Below are 16,499 nucleotides of genomic sequence, written 5' to 3'. Positions count from 1 at the left end.
CGGATTGGGCTCGGACGCGGCACAGAAATTCCCGCCGGCGGCGGATTGTCCTTGAGTGATCGTCGGCAAGGCTTGCCATGGATCAAGCGCCGCCTGCGTGATCGGCTAGAATGGCCGCCTTGTCGTTGCCGAGCCTGCCATGAAACCTGTATTGCCCCACGCCCAACTCGACTGGGATGACCAGGGACGCCCGCGTTCGCGAGTGTTCGACGATGTGTATTTTTCCGACCAGTCGGGGCTGGATGAAACCCGCTACGTGTTCCTCGAACAGAACCGTCTGGCCGAGCGCTTCGCCGCACTGCCGGCGGGTGGGCGACTGGTGATCGGTGAAACCGGCTTCGGCACCGGGCTGAATTTCCTCTGCGCCTGGCAGTTGTTCGAACAGCACGCGGTGGCCGGTGCGCGGCTGCATTTTGTCAGCGTCGAAAAGTTTCCGTTGAGCCCAACCGACCTGCTGCGGGCGTTGGCGTTGTGGCCTGACCTGAAGCATTTCTGCGATCAACTGCTCAAGCATTACGTCGCCATCCATCAAGGCTTTCAGCGCATTGTTCTGGATAACGGTCGCGTGACCCTGACGCTGCTGATCGGTGACGCGCTGGAGCAGTTGCCGCAACTGGACGGCCAGATCGACGCGTGGTTTCTCGACGGTTTCGCCCCGGCGAAAAACCCGGAGATGTGGACCGCCGAACTGTTCGCCGAACTGGCGCGGCTGGCGGCGCCCGGCTCGACCATCAGCACGTTCACCAGCACCGGTTGGGTGCGCCGGCTGCTCAACGCCGCCGGCTTCAAGATGAAACGCACGCCGGGCATCGGCCACAAATGGGAAATCCTGCGCGGCGAATTTCTCGGCTGGCCCGAGGGTGTTGCACCACCTGCGGCGGCAAAACCGTGGTTCGCCCGCCCGACGCCGTTGACAGGTGACCGTCGAGCCCTGGTGATCGGCGCCGGTCTGGCCGGTTGTGCCACGGCGGCCAGCCTCGCGGCGCGGGGCTGGCAGGTCAGTCTGCTGGAGCGGCATGACGCGGTGGCCCAGGAAGCCTCGGGCAATCCGCAAGGCGTGTTGTACCTGAAACTGTCCGCCCACGGCACCGCACTGTCGCAGTTGATCGTCAGCGGTTTTGGCTACACCCGACGTCTGCTGGAAACCCTGCAGCGCGGCACCGACTGGGATGACTGCGGCGTGCTGCAACTGGCGTTCAATGAAAAGGAACGCGAGCGTCAGGCGCAGCTGGCGGCCGCGTTTCCCGAGGATCTTCTGCAGTGGCTCGATCAACCCGAAGCACAGGCCCGCGCCGGGATCGGTCTGGCCCATGGCGGATTGTATTACCCCGAGGGCGGCTGGGTGCATCCGCCAGCGTTGTGTCAGGCGCAATCGACACAACCGGGCGTCACGCTGCTGCCCCATCAGGAAACCGTGGAGTTGCGCAAGATCGACGGTCAGTGGCAAGCCTTCGACAATGAACGATTGATCGCAACAGCGCCCGTCGTGGTGCTGGCCGGCGCCGCCGACATCAAGCGTTTCCCCCAGAGCGCCGACCTGCCCCTCAAGCGCATTCGCGGGCAGATCACCCGCCTGGCGCAGACCACGCAAAGTCAGGCGCTGAGCACGGTGGTGTGCGCCGAAGGTTACGTCGTACCGGCACGCCTGGGCGAGCACACCCTCGGCGCCAGTTTCGATTTCAACAGCGACGACCTGACTCCGACCACCGCCGAACACCTGGGCAATCTGGCGATGCTCGAAGAGATCTCCACCGATCTGGTCGCGCGCCTGCACGTCAGCGAGCTCGACGCCGAAAGTCTTCAGGGCCGGGCAGCCTTCCGTTGCACCAGCCCCGATTACCTGCCGATCGTCGGCCCGCTCGCCGATCGCGAAGCCTTCACCGAGGCCTATCGCGCCTTGAGCAAGGATGCCCGGCAAGTGCCGGACATTGCCTGCCCATGGCTGGACGGTCTGTACGTCAACAGTGGCCACGGTTCCCGGGGGCTGATCACCGCGCCACTGTCCGGTGAACTGCTGGCGGCCTGGCTGGACAACGAACCGCTGCCCCTGCCCAGAGGTGTCGCAGAGGCGTGTCATCCGAACCGGTTTGCCTTGCGGTGGCTGATCCGGGGCAAATGACCGAGTCCGGGATTGGAATCAACCACCGGGCAACAGGCAGACATTGCCCTCGACCAGTCGTAGCACTTGCTCGGTCAACCGCTCGAGCAAGGCGCTTTCCGTCTGTTCCTGCCGGGCGGCACACAGGTTCATTTCGCTGAGATAGTCGGCCGAGCTGAGTTCTTCGGCTTTCTCGAACAACGCAAGGGCTTCTTCCTGGTGAGGCGCGCGCGCATCGTCGAACTGTTGGGCAAAACTGCTTTTCATGTATTCGTTCCACCAAGGCTGGCGAACCAGAAACGCCAGCCACTCGGGAGACAGTTCAGCAGTCTGGATTCGATTGATGGCCTCCACCAGATCCGCCCCTGTCACCTCCGCGAGTGAGGCGTAATGCATGTGCGAAGGTTGCCCGGGCAATTCGAGTGCCTGCGCCAGACCGGAGCGGTAGGCAAGGGTCACTTCCAGCGGGTCAGGTGCCGCACGGACCTGCGCGTGTTCCGCGGCGATCCGGTCAATCTGCTCAAGCCGGAACAGTCCCCTCGCCAGCCTCATCAGCGCCTTCGTCGAAGGGCGTTGCCCCCTGGGACCACGGGTCACATGGTGGACGTGCACTGCAACTTCCAGGTGGCTGAAGTTCAACGCCGCATTGTCCGTGCAATTGATCGGGTTGGCCGCCAGATCGAAAATCTGCTCCCGCAATTCGGCATCGGTCTGCGTTGCATCCAGAACCGTCCAGACCCGCCGGTGCATATCCTCGCGCACATTGGCTGACTCGGCGGAATTGCCCAACTCCGCCAGCAGCGCGAACAGGCCTTCGGCCCTTGGGTCATCCTTGAGTGCGTTCCACATCTGCAGATGCCGGGAGCCCTTTTCTCCTCCCGTTTGGGTCAGCCAGATCGTACGTGCCTGGTTTTCGTCCAGTCGCGCGATATCGTTATCCAGGTAACCCATGCCGACGCCGACCGTCGTGCGGTAGTTTTCAAGGTACGTTCGGCTGACTTCGGAAATCGGGTTACGCCGCAAATTGATCGTTTCACTGAAGCGTCTGGGCGTTTCAAAAAGCCAGGCAGGCAGTTCACGGATTTCGTTATCCCGCAGATCCACCCGATCCAGATTGGGTAGAAACTGCAGGCCTTTTGGCAGCTCCGTGGCGCGGGTATTACGCAAGGAGAGGTAAGTCAGATCGAACAGGTTGCCCACATCCACCGTAGCGCCGAGGGGGTTCCCGCTCAGATTCAGTCTTTGCAAGGTGCGCAACCCGGCCAGCTTCACCAGGGCGTGCTCGGTGAGTTGAAGCCGATTGCCGGCCAGGCTCAGCCGCCTGAGGTTCGGCATATGCGAAATGATCTCGGGCAATCGGGTGATCTTATTGCGATCCAGTTCAAGGGACTCGACGTTCGTGAACGCTTTGAGGAAATAAGCGGCATCGTCATCCAGCAACATGTCTTGCAGAGACAATTGCCTGACATGATCAAAGGTCAAACCGACCGGCAAGGTCGGAAACTTGCCGAAGCGCATGCCATCGAGCTTCAAACCATAGACGAGACGCCCGGCGTCATCGGGCAGGGAGATCAAACGGCGAAAACAGTCTTCGATTTCAAACGCAACGATTTGCCGGCATTCACGAATTTCGTTCAGATCACCGCCCAGGGCCTTCATGGCTGCCTCATCCTGGATCCAGGTATCCATCACGCCCTGTAGTCGGCTCAGATCCTCCCGCAACTGCCGAACCCGGATCGCCCTGGTCAGATGGTCGCTACCCAACTGGTCAAGAAACTCATTGGCTTGTACGTCGGTAAACAAGGGATAGAGCTTTTTCACCTGCCGCAATAAACGACGCGAATGAGTGTTCGACCCGGCGGGAGAGTCGGCAGGCGTGCACACAGGCTCGGCGGTCTCCGTTTGCCCCTGACCGCCTGCCAACACCCGGGCGCATGCCTCACGTTCATCCAGAGCACTCTCCAACAGTTTGCCGCGCAGGCGCCCGCCATTTTCCGGCGTCGGTTGCACAAATCCGATGGCCTTGCGCTGCTGCGCTGAAAGACCTTTGAGAATCGCCTGATAGAAATCTTCCGGTCCGGACGCGATCTTGCCGAGTGACTTCCTGTCGCTGCCAAACACTTCGTAACCATTGTCGAGTCTGACCAGCGTGCATGAACTCGACGTAACCAGCGGTTTTTCGCCCAGCGTTTCCAGGACCTGACCGCTCAAGGATTTCGCCCGCAGTTCCAGATAGAACTCAGGATCCCAACCAGCAAGACGGGGTAGCAAACCGATCGCCAGTTTCCCGGTATCGGCATTGGCAATGTCGGCCAGGTAAAAACCTGCCAATGCCCGATCCACTCGCCCATCGCTCAAAGCCTGACGCGCCCGCTGCGCCAACCCCATGGGCACCCGCCCGGTGCTGCGCAGGTGCATCCGTTCAACGCTTGGCGTCCGTTTGAGCAGCTCTCGGGCAGCGCGCACCGGCAAATCGGGAAAGGCCCTGCGCAACTTGAGCAATTCTCCGGCAACGTCTTGATCGTATCGGCTGTAGAGATGGTCGAAAGTCGACCTTCGATCGGCCTTGATCGCCGCCCCGATCACTTTCGCCAACTGCTGACTGGCATCGGCGGGGGCTACGTCAGCCCCCACCAAGGCATCCACTTCTTTGGGATGCAGAACATCGATGACCGCTTGCAGCAGCTCGCCCTTCTCCAGTCGCGCATGCTTCACAATGACGCTCACGGTATCGTCGTCAATCGATCCGGGCGGATAGGTCGCGGTGATCCGCCCTTGTTCATCCACGACTTTGACGTAGCGATCGGCCGGCCAGTTGGCAAGCCGGGGTAATGCATGCAGCTGTTCGTTGACGTAACGCCGATCGCTCGCCTCGCCACGCTCCATGGCGGCAATGTAGTCGCGCACTCTGCGCTCAAGTTTGAAACGCTCGATCATGTCCAGCAGGCGAGGAGGTAGCGGCCGGTTGTCATCGCTCAGGCGATGCAGTTCATCGATCCGGGTGTCGGTCAACCGACGGGCCATCTCCAGACGACTGTCTTCCCAACCCTCAAGACCAGGATCAATGCGTTTGAGCGTGTACGCCCCGCTCCAGCGCTCGGTCTGTTCGAAGTCATGACGCCAGCCTCCGCGATCATTGCGCTTCAATACCGGCTGATAAGCCTGTGCACGCACAGGGTGTCGGACTTCCCAGGTATTGGATGCAGGCTCCAGCGCTACCTCGTAAGCCCGATTGTCGAAATGGGCAAACTGCTTGTCGTTCGCCCGGAACAAGCCTGCAGTATCGGGTTCTGGTTCGGCACCTGTCGGAAGCGGCTGTTCATAACCGAGTAACTGCGGTTTCCACAATCGAGGCTGACCGTCACGGTCCAATATGGCCATGAACGGCTGGAAGAAATCCGGATGCTTGCGCACCGTCTTGATCGCCAGTGTTTTCAATCCCCTGATACCGGCCCCCACGCTGACCATCAGCACGATGTTTTCAGCCACGCTGAGCAGGTGTGAAAACGCCTCCTCACGATCTCCCCGCGACCAGTCCTCAACGCCCTCATAAACTTCCGCAAGCATTTGCCCCACGGCAACACCCATCATCAGTTGCCCTACGACCGGTATGAAAATCCCGGCCACATTGGCGACCGTCAGGCCGATTTCCAGATACTCGAGCAGGCGCTTCTTGCGCGCCTCTTCATCCACATCGGCGGTCGGTACAGCGAGCGCGCGAGCATCGATCTGCAGTTTGCCGATATGGCTCTGGTACATGAAGTCGAGCAGCGAAACGTTGATCGGCAAATATTTGGCGCGATCCAGGCTGCGAGCGTCCGCGAAGTTTTTGAAGAAATCCGCCTTGTCCACCTCGCCGATGCAATGAGTGAAGTAGCTCCTGTAACTGGCCATCCCCAATTGGTATTCCAGGTACACGAGGAACGCCGAGAAACTCGCATACTCGTACAACGGTTGAGAGGGCTCGCCGGGCATGTACACCAAGCACCATTGATCCGGGTCCGACTCGACCGAGCGCTCGGAAAATACCACGACACCCCAGATGCAACAGTCGAGCAGTTCGATGCCTTGCATGATCAACGGCCGGCCCTTGTAGTTCAGGCTTTTTGCATCAGCGATACCCCCGGCCGCGAGCAGGCGCTCCAGACTTTCGTACGCGTCCTGGCTGATGTGCTCTTTCAATAGCGCCAGATGCAGATCCAGTTGCAGCAACTGTTTTTTCAGGGCAGTGATGTCGCGGACCATGGGACCGGTGGCAACCGGTTTTCCATCAACCTCACTGATGCCGAAAACCTGCTGAAAATGCTGTTGGTATTTCTTCCCCAGATCGAGCTCACGACAGAGTGCGGCGAACGCTGTCGGTGTCAGTCCCGCAATCCCTGCAGGCTGTCCAGAGATGCGCACCACACTGCCTGTGGGGAAGAAATCATCCTGCGCCTCACGCTTGGTGAAGTTCTGCATCGCCGCTTCCAGCAGCGTCGGGGTTGCCGGCGGCGTGACCGGTGGTCCTCCGCCGGGCGGGGTGACGGGCTCACAGCCGCAGTAGTCCCCCGGCAATTCCAGGTAGTCTTTTTCGACATCAAACTGCACTGGCCAGCGCGCTTTCAGGGCGCTGGTCAACAGCGCGGCGCAAAAGCTGTTCAAAGGTTGCAAGCGGCCAAGATCGGCTTCGACCTCCGCCTGAGCGGCGTGTAACTCACGCGCGGTCTGGTCCAGCGTGGCGAGTGTAGAGCTGGAACCTTTGAGAAGGCTGGGGGGCAGGATTTTCTGCAAGGCCTGGGCAGTATCCAGATCGCCGGTAGCTTCCAGCAAAAAACTCAGTATCTGTTTCTGGGTCAACGGTGTCGGGGTGTCCGACTTCGTACTCGACATGGGCAATATTCCTTTATTGCGCTTCGGAACAATTACCCTACCGGTCCGGCCCTTGGAAAAAAAACACGAAAAACTACGTGATCAAGCCGGCAAACAAGCAGACATCTGCATGTTTTCAATATTTATCTACTACCCATGAACTGAAGCGGGAAGCTAATGGCCCATCGGTCAGGCCGATGCACTTATAACTGATCGTTCTAAAACTCCCACATCCCAGCCGGGTCAGTTTCTGAGTACCGGCCATTTCGGCGCGGTACTGCGACACCTTCCCCAACGGAAAAACCGGTAAGGACCTTATGTGCGGATTAGCTGGCGAGTTACGTTTTGATCAACAACCTGCAGACCTTGCAGCCATCGAGCGAATCACCCATCACCTGGCGCCTCGCGGCCCCGACGCGTGGGGCTTTCATGCCCAGGGGCCGATTGCCCTGGGCCATCGACGCCTGAAAATCATGGACTTGTCGGACGGCTCGGCGCAGCCGATGATCGACAGCCAATTGGGCCTGTCCCTGGCCTTCAACGGCGCGATCTACAACTTCCCGGAACTGCGTGCCGAACTCGAAGCGCTGGGTTATGCGTTCTATTCCGGCGGCGACACCGAAGTGCTGCTCAAGGGTTATCACGCCTGGGGCGAGGCGCTGCTGCCGAAACTCAACGGCATGTTTGCCTTCGCCATCTGGGAGCGCGATGCCCAGCGCCTGTTCATCGCCCGCGACCGTCTCGGTGTGAAGCCGCTGTACCTGTCGCGCACCGGTCAGCGCCTGCGCTTTGCCTCGGCCCTGCCGGCGTTGCTCAAGGGCGGCGACATCAACCCGATCCTCGATCCGGTGGCGCTCAACCATTACCTGAATTTCCACGCCGTGGTCCCTGCGCCGCGCACCTTGCTGGCAGGCATCGAAAAGCTGCCACCCGCGAGCTGGATGCGCATTGAAGCGGACGGCACCACCGAGCAGAAAACCTGGTGGACCCTGCCCTACGGCCCACACGACGACGAGAAAAACCTGACCCTGGAAGACTGGCGTGACCGCGTGCTCGACAGCACCCGCGAAGCCGTGGCGATCCGCCAACGGGCAGCGGTGGATGTCGGCGTACTGCTTTCCGGCGGCGTCGATTCGAGCATGCTCGTCGGTCTGCTGCGCGAAGTCGGCGTGGAAAACCTCTCGACCTTTTCCATCGGTTTCCAGGATGCCGGTGGCGAGCGCGGTGACGAGTTTCAGTACTCAGACCTGATCGCAAAACACTACGGCACCCAGCACCATCAACTGCGCATCGACGAAAAAGAGATCATCGAGCAACTGCCCGCGGCGTTCCGCGCCATGAGCGAGCCGATGGTCAGTCACGACTGCATCGCCTTCTATCTGCTGTCCCGCGAAGTGGCCAAGCACTGCAAGGTTGTGCAAAGCGGCCAGGGCGCCGACGAGTTGTTCGCCGGTTATCACTGGTATCCGCAAGTCGACGGCGCGGCCGATCCGTATGCGGCTTATCGCGAAGCGTTTTTCGACCGCAGCTACGACGATTACGCCGCGACCGTGCAGCCGAAATGGCTGACTGCCAATGACGCCGCCGGCGACTTCGTGAAGGAACATTTCGCACAGCCTGGCGCCGATGCGGCGGTCGACAAGGCTCTGCGCCTGGACAGCACGGTGATGCTGGTGGACGACCCGGTCAAACGCGTCGACAACATGACCATGGCCTGGGGCCTGGAGGCGCGCACGCCGTTTCTCGACTATCGACTGGTGGAATTGTCGGCTCGCATTCCGGGCCAGTTCAAACTGCCGGACGGCGGTAAGCAGGTGCTGAAGGAAGCCGCGCGACAGGTGATTCCGAGCGAGGTGATCGACCGCAAGAAAGGTTACTTCCCGGTGCCGGGACTCAAGCATTTGCAGGGCGACACTCTGAACTGGGTGCGCGAACTGCTGCTCGACCCGAGTCAGGATCGCGGCCTGTTCAACCCGGCGATGCTCGACAAATTACTCACTGATCCACAAGGTCAACTCACGCCTCTGCGCGGTTCCAAACTGTGGCAACTGGCAGCCCTGAACCTGTGGCTCAGCGAACAAGGAATCTGATCGATGAAACCTCACGCCACGGCTTACAGCCAACGCCTGCTGCGCGGTCAGACGCCGTCCTACGAACGCTTGCAGGCGCGCCTGGCCGAAGATGGCAGCGAGCCTGCCGCCGAACCGATCGCGGTGCATTGCGGCTGGGGCCGATTGCTCATCGGTCACACCTTCCCCGATCCGGCAAGCCTTGCCCGGGAACTGCTCAACGAGCAGCCGGGGGAGCGCGACATTGCTTTGTACGTTGCCGCGCCGCAGCAGATTCTCGGGCTGGAACCGACTCAATTGTTTCTCGACCCGTCCGATACCCTGCGCTTGTGGTTCAGCGATTATCGTCAGGCCACCCGCGTGTTTCGCGGCTTCCGCATCCGTCGTGCGCAAAGTGACGCGGACTGGCAGGGGATCAATCAGCTGTATCAGGCGCGCGGCATGCTGCCGATCGACGCCACCTTGCTCACCCCGCACCATCAGGGCGGCCCGGTGTACTGGCTGGCGGAAGACGACGACAGCGGCGCGGTGATCGGCAGCGTCATGGGCCTCAATCACCAGAAGGCTTACAACGACCCGGAAAACGGCAGCAGCCTGTGGTGCCTGGCGGTCGATCCGCAGTGTTCGCGCCCCGGGGTCGGCGAAGTGCTGGTGCGTCATCTGATCGAACACTTCATGAGCCGCGGCCTGAGCTATCTCGATCTGTCGGTGCTGCACGATAACCGCCAGGCTAAAAACCTCTACGCCAAACTCGGTTTTCGCAACCTGCCGACGTTCGCCATCAAGCGCAAGAACGGCATCAATCAGCCGCTGTTTCTCGGCCCCGGCCCGGAGGCGCAGTTCAACCCTTACGCGCGGATCATCGTCGAGGAAGCCCATCGACGTGGCATCGACGTGCAAGTGGATGACGCCGATGCCGGGCTGTTCACCCTCAGTCATGGCGGGCGCCGGGTGCGTTGCCGCGAATCACTGAGCGACCTGACCAGCGCCATCAGCATGAACCTGTGCCAGGACAAGAGCTTGACCCACAAAGTGTTGAAAGCCGCCGGGTTGAATGTGCCGTCGCAGCAGTTGGCAGGGAACGCGGACGACAATCTGGCGTTCCTCGATGAACACCAGCGAGTGGTGGTCAAACCGCTGGATGGCGAACAGGGCCAAGGCGTGGCGGTGGATCTGCAGACCATCGAGGAAGTGCAGCAGGCCATCGAAGCGGCCAGGCAGTTCGACACTCGCGTATTGCTCGAAAGCTTCCATGAAGGCTTCGACCTGCGGATTCTGGTGATCGGTTTCGAGGTGGTTGCAGCGGCGATTCGCCGGCCGGCGGAAGTGGTCGGCGACGGTCATCATTCCATAGGCGCGCTGATCGAAGCCCAGAGCCGGCGCCGGCAAGCAGCCACCAGCGGCGAAAGCAAAATCCCGCTGGACCACGAAACCCAACGCACCCTGCACGCGGCCGGTTACGACTACAGCAGCATCCTGCCGGCCGGTGAGCATCTGTTCGTGCGGCGCACGGCGAATCTGCACACCGGCGGCACGCTGGAAGACGTCACGGCGATTCTGCACCCGACCCTGGCCGAGGCCGCCGTGCGCGCGGCCCGGGCGCTGGAAATCCCCATGGTCGGGCTCGACCTTATGGTGCCGGCGGCGGATCAACCAGAGTACGTGTTCATCGAAGCCAACGAGCGGGCGGGTCTTGCCAACCATGAGCCGCAACCGACAGCCGAGCGGTTTGTCGATCTGTTGTTTCCGCACAGTCAGCCGGCCGTTTGATCTCTCTTCAGCGTCATTCCCGCGTTCAACGCGCGAATGACGCCCCGCAACAGGAGTTTCCATGACCATCCAAATTCCCGAACCGGATCTGAATTACCTGCAGAAAGTCCTGCTGGAAATGCTCGCCATTCCCAGCCCTACCGGGTTCACCGACACCATCGTGCGTTATGTCGCCGAACGTCTGGAAGAACTCGGCATTCCCTTCGAGATGACCCGTCGCGGCACGATCCGCGCCACCCTCAAGGGCAAGAAAAACAGCCCCGACCGTGCAGTGTCGGCGCACCTGGACACCATCGGCGCCGCCGTGCGCGCGGTGAAAGACAACGGGCGTCTGACCCTGGCGCCGGTGGGCTGCTGGTCAAGCCGCTTCGCCGAGGGCAGCCGCGTCAGCCTGTTCACCGACAACGGCGTGATTCGCGGCAGCGTGTTGCCGCTGATGGCGTCCGGGCATGCCTTCAACACGGCCGTGGATGAGATGCCGATCAGCTGGGATCACGTCGAGCTGCGTCTGGACGCCTACTGCGCGACCCGCGCCGATTGCGATTCGCTGGGCATCAGTGTCGGCGATGTGGTGGCCTTCGATCCATTGCCGGAGTTCACCGAAAGCGGCCACATCAGCGCCCGACATCTGGACGACAAAGCCGGTGTCGCCGCGCTGCTGGCAGCACTGAAAGCCATCGTCGACAGCGGTCAGGAACTGATGATCGACTGCCATCCGCTGTTCACCATCACCGAGGAAACCGGCAGCGGCGCGGCGGCAGCCTTGCCGTGGGACGTCAGCGAATTCGTCGGCATCGACATCGCCCCGGTCGCGCCGGGCCAACACTCCAGCGAACACGCGGTGAGCGTTGCGATGCAGGATTCCGGCGGGCCATACGACTATCACCTGTCTCGGCACCTGTTGCGCCTGGCGGGGGAGCACGAACTGCCGGTGCGCCGCGACCTGTTCCGCTATTACTTCAGTGACGCCCACTCGGCGGTGACTGCCGGTCACGACATCCGCACCGCACTGCTCGCCTTCGGTTGCGACGCGACCCACGGCTACGAACGCACGCACATCGACAGCCTTGCGGCGCTCAGTCGTTTGCTGGGGGCGTACATTCTGAGTCCGCCGGTGTTCGCCAGCGATGCACAACCGGCCACCGGGTCACTGGACCGCTTCAGCCATCAGATCGAACACGAAACGCAGATGGAGAGTGACACCCGTGTGCCGTCGGTGGACAGTCTGGTGGGGCAACGCTCGGACAGTTGAGTCTGGCCCTCGTCGATCATTCGCCGTAGCATCCCGACATTGATTTAGCCGAGGTGCCCATGCTGATTCCCTACGACGCGCTCGAAGTCGACACCCTCACCCGCCTGATCGAGGATTTCGTCACCCGCGACGGTACCGACAACGGTGACGATACGCCGCTGGAAACCCGCGTACTGCGGGTTCGCCAGGCGCTGACCAAAGGCCAGGCATTGATTGTCTTCGATCCGGAAAGCGAGCAATGCCAGTTGATGCTCAAGCACGACGTGCCCAAGCACCTGTTCGACTGAAAACGGTCAGCGGCCCTTGCCGCTGGCCTGTTTGCGCTGGATCCGTTCGTAGACCTCGGCGCGATGCACGCCGATCTGCTCCGGCGCTTCGACGCCGAACCGCACGCTGGATCCGTTGACCGCCAGAACGCGCAGAGTGATGTTGTCGCCGATGGAAATCAGTTCCCCGACAACACGGCTGAGTACAAGCATGGGAGGTGTCCTTCAAGGTTTGCGAGCCTTGAAGATGCGCGGCTTTCGAGCGCCCTACAATGCATGCCGGGCAATTCAGTCATTCCCTACGCGCCAAGGCGCGCCAGCCTTCAGACGTTTCCTTCAGGCCTGCAATATTCAGCTCGCGGAAAACCGCGGCCCGAACAGGATCACACTCGCCCCGATCACACACAGCGCTACACCGATCCAGTCCGAACCCAACGGGCGGATGCGCTCGACCACCGCCAGCCAGCCAATCGAAGCAATGATGTAGATGCCGCCGTAAGCGGCGTAGGCGCGACCGGCGTAGGTCGCTTCGACGCGCGTCAACAGCAGCGCAAAGAGAGTCAGACTGATCAGTGCCGGGATCACCCACAAGGCGCTCTTGCCCTGGCGCAGCCACATCCAGAACGCGAAACAGCCGGCGATTTCGAAAAGCGCGGCGAGGAAGAACCACAGGTAATTGAGCATGCAAGACATCTCGTCAGGGTGACTGTTGCGGCCACCCTAACGATGCGGCGAACCCCGGGCAAGTTCAGCCGTTGTTCTGTTTGGCCTTGGCGCGCATCTTTTCCGCCATCGCGGTCATTTCGTTGTACAGCAACTGCGGATTCTTCTGTTTGAGCGCCCAGGCCATGCGCCCTTGTTCGTGGGGCAGGATCATGAACTCGCCGGCTGCGACCTGCTTGTAGATGTAATCGGCAATGTCACTGGCGGTAATTGGCGAACTTTCCAGCAACTTGCCGACCTGGGCTTTCATCGCCGGTGTCGGGCCACGGAAAGAATCCAGCAGATTGGTCTGGAAGAACGACGGGCAGACCACATGCACACCGATTTCCTGCTGGGCCAGTTCGATCAACAGGCTTTCCGACAGCGCCACCACTCCGGCCTTGGCCACGTTGTAGTTGCTCATCGCCGGGCCCTGCATCAGCGCGGCCATCGAGGCGATGTTGATGATCTTGCCCTTGCTCTGCTCCAACAGCGGCAGGAACGCCTTGCAGCCCTTGACCACGCCCATCAGGTTGATCGCGATCTGCCAGTCCCAGTCTTCCAGCGACAGCTCGCTGAAGAAACCGCCCGAGGCCACACCGGCGTTGTTGACGATGATGTCGATGCCGCCAAGTTTCACTTCGCAGGCCTGGGCGAACGCCGTCAGCTGGCTGTAATCGCGCACGTCGCAGCGCTGGATGAAGCCGTCGCCACCGGCCTCGCGAACCAATTTCAGGGTCTCTTGCAAACCGGGCTCGCTGACGTCGGACAAGGCCAGTTGCCAGCCTTCACGCGCCCAGCGCAGCGCGATTTCGCGACCCAGGCCAGAGCCCGCGCCAGTGATCATCATGCGATTTTGCATAGCAGACAGCCTTGTTGTTCCGGGGAAGATGCGCGGAGTGTAGCGAAGGATACGCAGCGACCCACGCTCCATCAGATTGCTGAATGGCGAGGGCAAACCGCGACAACAAACGAAATAAGCGAGCGAGCCAAATACCTTAAAAAAACATTGAATTTTCTTTCATGCGCACCAGTCGGAATTTGTAAGCCGGCTGGATTTAGTTCAACTTCCAGCTGCCCTTGAACACCAAGACTTCACAGACACTATCAACAAGGAAATAGACATGGGCACAATTCTAATCATCATCCTGATCCTGTTGCTGATCGGTGGTCTGCCGGTCTTCCCGCACTCCAGAAGTTGGGGTTATGGCCCTTCGGGCATTATCGGCGTAGTGCTGGTAGTCCTGTTGGTGCTGTTGTTACTCGGTCGGATATAACTGTTTGACCGACAAAAAAAAGAGGCCCTGTGAAGGGCCTCTTTTTTATTGTGCCGACTGATCAGTCCGGCTTGCCGTTAACCACACCGGCGGTGTTGTCGATCAGGCTCTTGGTCGCCGTTTGCAGGAACGCTTCGAGCTTGAGTTTCAGCTCGGCAGTGCGCGGTGCATCCGGTACCACTTCGGCGTGCGGGTTTGCACCCAGTTCGTATTGATAGATCTTCGGCGCCATTTCCTTCTCTTTCGGCAGCACCAGGATCTGGTCAGCGGTGACGATGGCAGTAGTCTGCTCGCTGCCCGACGGTTTGATCACACCGAAACCGGTGTCACCCTGCGGCAGGTTCAGCAGATCGCGGCCCCAGCACTGATGGCGCACTTCCCCACCGAGGCGACCCATGATGGTCGGTACGATGTCGATCTGAGTGCCCACGGTGTGGTCACGGGTACCGAATTTTTCCTGGATGCCCGGTGCGATCATCAGCATCGGCACGTTGAAGCGGCCCAGATCCATTTCGGTGATCTGACGCTCGTTGCCGAAGCCGTGGTCGCCGACGATGACGAACAGCGTTTCCTTGAAGTACGGCTCCTTGCGGGCCTTCTCGAAGAACTGGCCCAGCGCCCAGTCCGCGTAACGCATGGCGGTCAGGTGCTCGTTGAGCGGGCCACGGTCAGTGACGCGCTCGACCGGCAACGGCGTCGGCAAGGCGTACGGCGTGTGGTTGGACAGGGTCTGCAGCAGCGCATAGAACGGCTTGCCGTTTTCCCGCGCCTTGAGCTCCACCAGACCACGGTCGAACATGTCCTGGTCGGACACGCCCCAGGTCGGATCGGAGAACACCGGGTTGACGAAGTCGTTACGGCCGACGAAGTTGGTCATGCCCTGGTTGCTGAAGAAACCGGACTGGTTGTCCCAGGCAAAGTCACCGTTGTAGACGTACACGTCGTCATAGTCGCGAGCGCTGAGCAACTGCGGCAGGCCGGACAGCTTGTGGCTGCCTTCCGGGGTCTGCATCAGGTATTCGAAACCCGGCAGGTTCGGGAAGCACGCCATGGTGGCGAACATGCCCTGGTGGGTATGCGTGCCGTTGGAGAAGAAGCGGTCGAACAGCAGGCCTTCCTTCGACAGCTTGTCGAGGTACGGCGTGATGTTGCCCGGCGCGCCCAGTGCGCCCACCGAGTGACCGGCCATGCTTTCCATCAGGATCACGACGACGTTCTTGATCGGCAGGGTCTTGTCGGCAGGCGGCGTGTATTCACGACGCACGGCGGCGATATCGGCATCCACCAGTTTGTCGTCCGGCATCACCAGCATCTCGCGCACCACTTTCTGCGCCTGATCCTGCGGCAGCGTGGCTTTCCAGATGTTGTCACGATCCTCGCCCATCCGGTCCTTGGCCGCCGCGATCAGCGACAGCGTGCCGTTGAGGCCGAGCTGGTTGGCGAAGTTCGAATCGGTGGTGTAAACGTCACCCCAGCGCAGCGGCGGGCCTTGACGCAGGGTGCCGCGAGCGGCGACCACGCAGATCAGCAGGCACACCACGAATACCGCCAGACGCGCATACCATGGCGCCACTTGACGGGTGCCGACGTTACCGCCGCTGAACGGGCCACGCGGACGGGTCAGACGATCGGCGCCCTTGAACGCCAGGGTCAGGATCAGCGTGCCCACGGCCCACGCCAGCAGGTAGCGCACCACCGGGAAACCGTACCAGAGCATGCTCATCACGGTTTTCGGGTCTTCTTTCACGTACTGGAACACCAGGCCGTTGAGGCGCTGGTGGAACTCGCGATAGAAGTCCATCTCCATCAGGCCGAGGAACAGCGCGATGCTCGAAGCGACGGTCAGCCACAGACGGAAGAACCCGCGCGCTGCCATGGCCCGGGCACTGAACAACGCCAGCACCAGCGGAATGCAGACATACACCACCAGGCGAATATCGAAGCGCAGGCCGTTGGCGAAGGCTTCGAGGAAAGTCGAGGCCGGGGTGTCGAGGATCATCTCGCGGTTGTAGACCAGCAGCGCGAGGCGCAGCACGGAAAACATCACCATCATGACCAGCGCGCACAGAAGCGTGTAGGCCAGATGCGATTTGACGGTCGGTTGCAGCAGGCGACTGGAAGATCGCTGCTGACTCAGGGCGTCCGGGTTTGCCATGTCGTTTTAGGACCCATTGGAAGTTGAAGTTGCAAAAATTCAGCTGCGCCCTGCCCTCT

11 protein-coding genes are annotated in these 16,499 nt (G+C 61.0%); 6 read left to right on the top strand and 5 right to left on the bottom strand.

The genetic code is table 11. The features are described from left to right. Positions 1-139: 139 nt before the first annotated feature. Positions 140-2,119 carry a bifunctional tRNA (5-methylaminomethyl-2-thiouridine)(34)-methyltransferase MnmC2/FAD-dependent 5-carboxymethylaminomethyl-2-thiouridine(34) oxidoreductase MnmC1 gene (gene mnmC / locus BMZ46_RS03385; protein ID WP_074688052.1) on the top strand — a complete coding sequence of 660 codons (1,980 nt, stop codon included), beginning with the start codon at positions 140-142 and terminating at the stop codon, positions 2,117-2,119. A gap of 18 nt (positions 2,120-2,137) precedes the next feature. Here the strand turns inward: mnmC and BMZ46_RS03380 are convergent, their stop codons facing one another. Then, complete coding sequence (locus tag BMZ46_RS03380) at positions 2,138-6,970, bottom strand: NEL-type E3 ubiquitin ligase domain-containing protein (RefSeq protein WP_074688054.1); 4,833 nt, start codon at positions 6,968-6,970, stop codon at positions 2,138-2,140. A 296-nt stretch (positions 6,971-7,266) separates the two neighbouring features. On the opposite strand from BMZ46_RS03380, the gene BMZ46_RS03375 reads away from it, so the two are divergent. From BMZ46_RS03375 to BMZ46_RS03360, 4 genes are all read left to right on the top strand, one after another. Beyond that, positions 7,267-9,039, top strand: a complete 1,773-nt coding sequence (locus BMZ46_RS03375; protein WP_074688056.1) for an N-acetylglutaminylglutamine amidotransferase — start codon at positions 7,267-7,269, stop codon at positions 9,037-9,039. A gap of 3 nt (positions 9,040-9,042) precedes the next feature. Further along, entirely contained in the window at positions 9,043-10,788 is a 1,746-nt protein-coding gene (gene ngg, locus BMZ46_RS03370; protein WP_074688058.1) for an N-acetylglutaminylglutamine synthetase, read from the top strand. Positions 10,789-10,849: 61 nt separating this feature from the next. After that, positions 10,850-12,040 (top strand): osmoprotectant NAGGN system M42 family peptidase, encoded by a 1,191-nt coding sequence (locus tag BMZ46_RS03365; RefSeq protein WP_074688060.1) that lies wholly within the window; start codon positions 10,850-10,852, stop codon positions 12,038-12,040. Positions 12,041-12,099: 59 nt separating this feature from the next. After that, positions 12,100-12,327, top strand: coding sequence for a YheU family protein (locus tag BMZ46_RS03360; RefSeq protein ID WP_003192759.1), 228 nt, complete (start codon positions 12,100-12,102; stop codon positions 12,325-12,327). Between the two features lie 6 nt (positions 12,328-12,333). Here the strand turns inward: BMZ46_RS03360 and csrA are convergent, their stop codons facing one another. The 3 genes from csrA to BMZ46_RS03345 all read right to left on the bottom strand — a co-directional run bounded on the left by csrA (position 12,334) and on the right by BMZ46_RS03345 (position 13,870). Continuing rightward, positions 12,334-12,519 (bottom strand): carbon storage regulator CsrA, encoded by a 186-nt coding sequence (gene csrA, locus BMZ46_RS03355; RefSeq protein ID WP_039770603.1) that lies wholly within the window; start codon positions 12,517-12,519, stop codon positions 12,334-12,336. A gap of 138 nt (positions 12,520-12,657) precedes the next feature. Continuing rightward, positions 12,658-12,990, bottom strand: coding sequence for a YnfA family protein (locus tag BMZ46_RS03350; protein ID WP_007950874.1), 333 nt, complete (start codon positions 12,988-12,990; stop codon positions 12,658-12,660). Between the two features lie 64 nt (positions 12,991-13,054). After that, on the bottom strand, positions 13,055-13,870 hold the full coding sequence (locus BMZ46_RS03345) for an SDR family oxidoreductase (RefSeq protein ID WP_039770605.1): 816 nt from the start codon (positions 13,868-13,870) through the stop codon (positions 13,055-13,057). Between the two features lie 256 nt (positions 13,871-14,126). On the opposite strand from BMZ46_RS03345, the gene BMZ46_RS03340 reads away from it, so the two are divergent. Continuing rightward, complete coding sequence (locus tag BMZ46_RS03340) at positions 14,127-14,285, top strand: DUF3309 family protein (RefSeq protein ID WP_169432680.1); 159 nt, start codon at positions 14,127-14,129, stop codon at positions 14,283-14,285. A gap of 61 nt (positions 14,286-14,346) precedes the next feature. On the opposite strand, the gene BMZ46_RS03335 is transcribed toward BMZ46_RS03340, so the two are convergent. Further along, complete coding sequence (locus BMZ46_RS03335) at positions 14,347-16,440, bottom strand: LTA synthase family protein (protein WP_074688062.1); 2,094 nt, start codon at positions 16,438-16,440, stop codon at positions 14,347-14,349. Positions 16,441-16,499 lie beyond the last annotated feature (59 nt).

Origin of the sequence: Pseudomonas sp. NFIX49 (assembly GCF_900115915.1) — a bacterium.
In the GTDB taxonomy this organism is placed as follows: domain Bacteria; phylum Pseudomonadota; class Gammaproteobacteria; order Pseudomonadales; family Pseudomonadaceae; genus Aquipseudomonas; species Aquipseudomonas pharyngis.
Note: the sequence above shows the minus strand (reverse complement) of the source record. Positions and strands in the feature narration are given on the sequence as shown.

Coding starts and splice junctions, on each gene's coding strand:
- mnmC (WP_074688052.1), top strand. CDS start 140: ATGAAACCTGTATTGCCCCACGCCCAACTCGACTGGGATGACCAGGGA.
- BMZ46_RS03380 (WP_074688054.1), bottom strand. CDS start 6,970: ATGTCGAGTACGAAGTCGGACACCCCGACACCGTTGACCCAGAAACAG.
- BMZ46_RS03375 (WP_074688056.1), top strand. CDS start 7,267: ATGTGCGGATTAGCTGGCGAGTTACGTTTTGATCAACAACCTGCAGAC.
- ngg (WP_074688058.1), top strand. CDS start 9,043: ATGAAACCTCACGCCACGGCTTACAGCCAACGCCTGCTGCGCGGTCAG.
- BMZ46_RS03365 (WP_074688060.1), top strand. CDS start 10,850: ATGACCATCCAAATTCCCGAACCGGATCTGAATTACCTGCAGAAAGTC.
- BMZ46_RS03360 (WP_003192759.1), top strand. CDS start 12,100: ATGCTGATTCCCTACGACGCGCTCGAAGTCGACACCCTCACCCGCCTG.
- csrA (WP_039770603.1), bottom strand. CDS start 12,519: ATGCTTGTACTCAGCCGTGTTGTCGGGGAACTGATTTCCATCGGCGAC.
- BMZ46_RS03350 (WP_007950874.1), bottom strand. CDS start 12,990: ATGCTCAATTACCTGTGGTTCTTCCTCGCCGCGCTTTTCGAAATCGCC.
- BMZ46_RS03345 (WP_039770605.1), bottom strand. CDS start 13,870: ATGCAAAATCGCATGATGATCACTGGCGCGGGCTCTGGCCTGGGTCGC.
- BMZ46_RS03335 (WP_074688062.1), bottom strand. CDS start 16,440: ATGGCAAACCCGGACGCCCTGAGTCAGCAGCGATCTTCCAGTCGCCTG.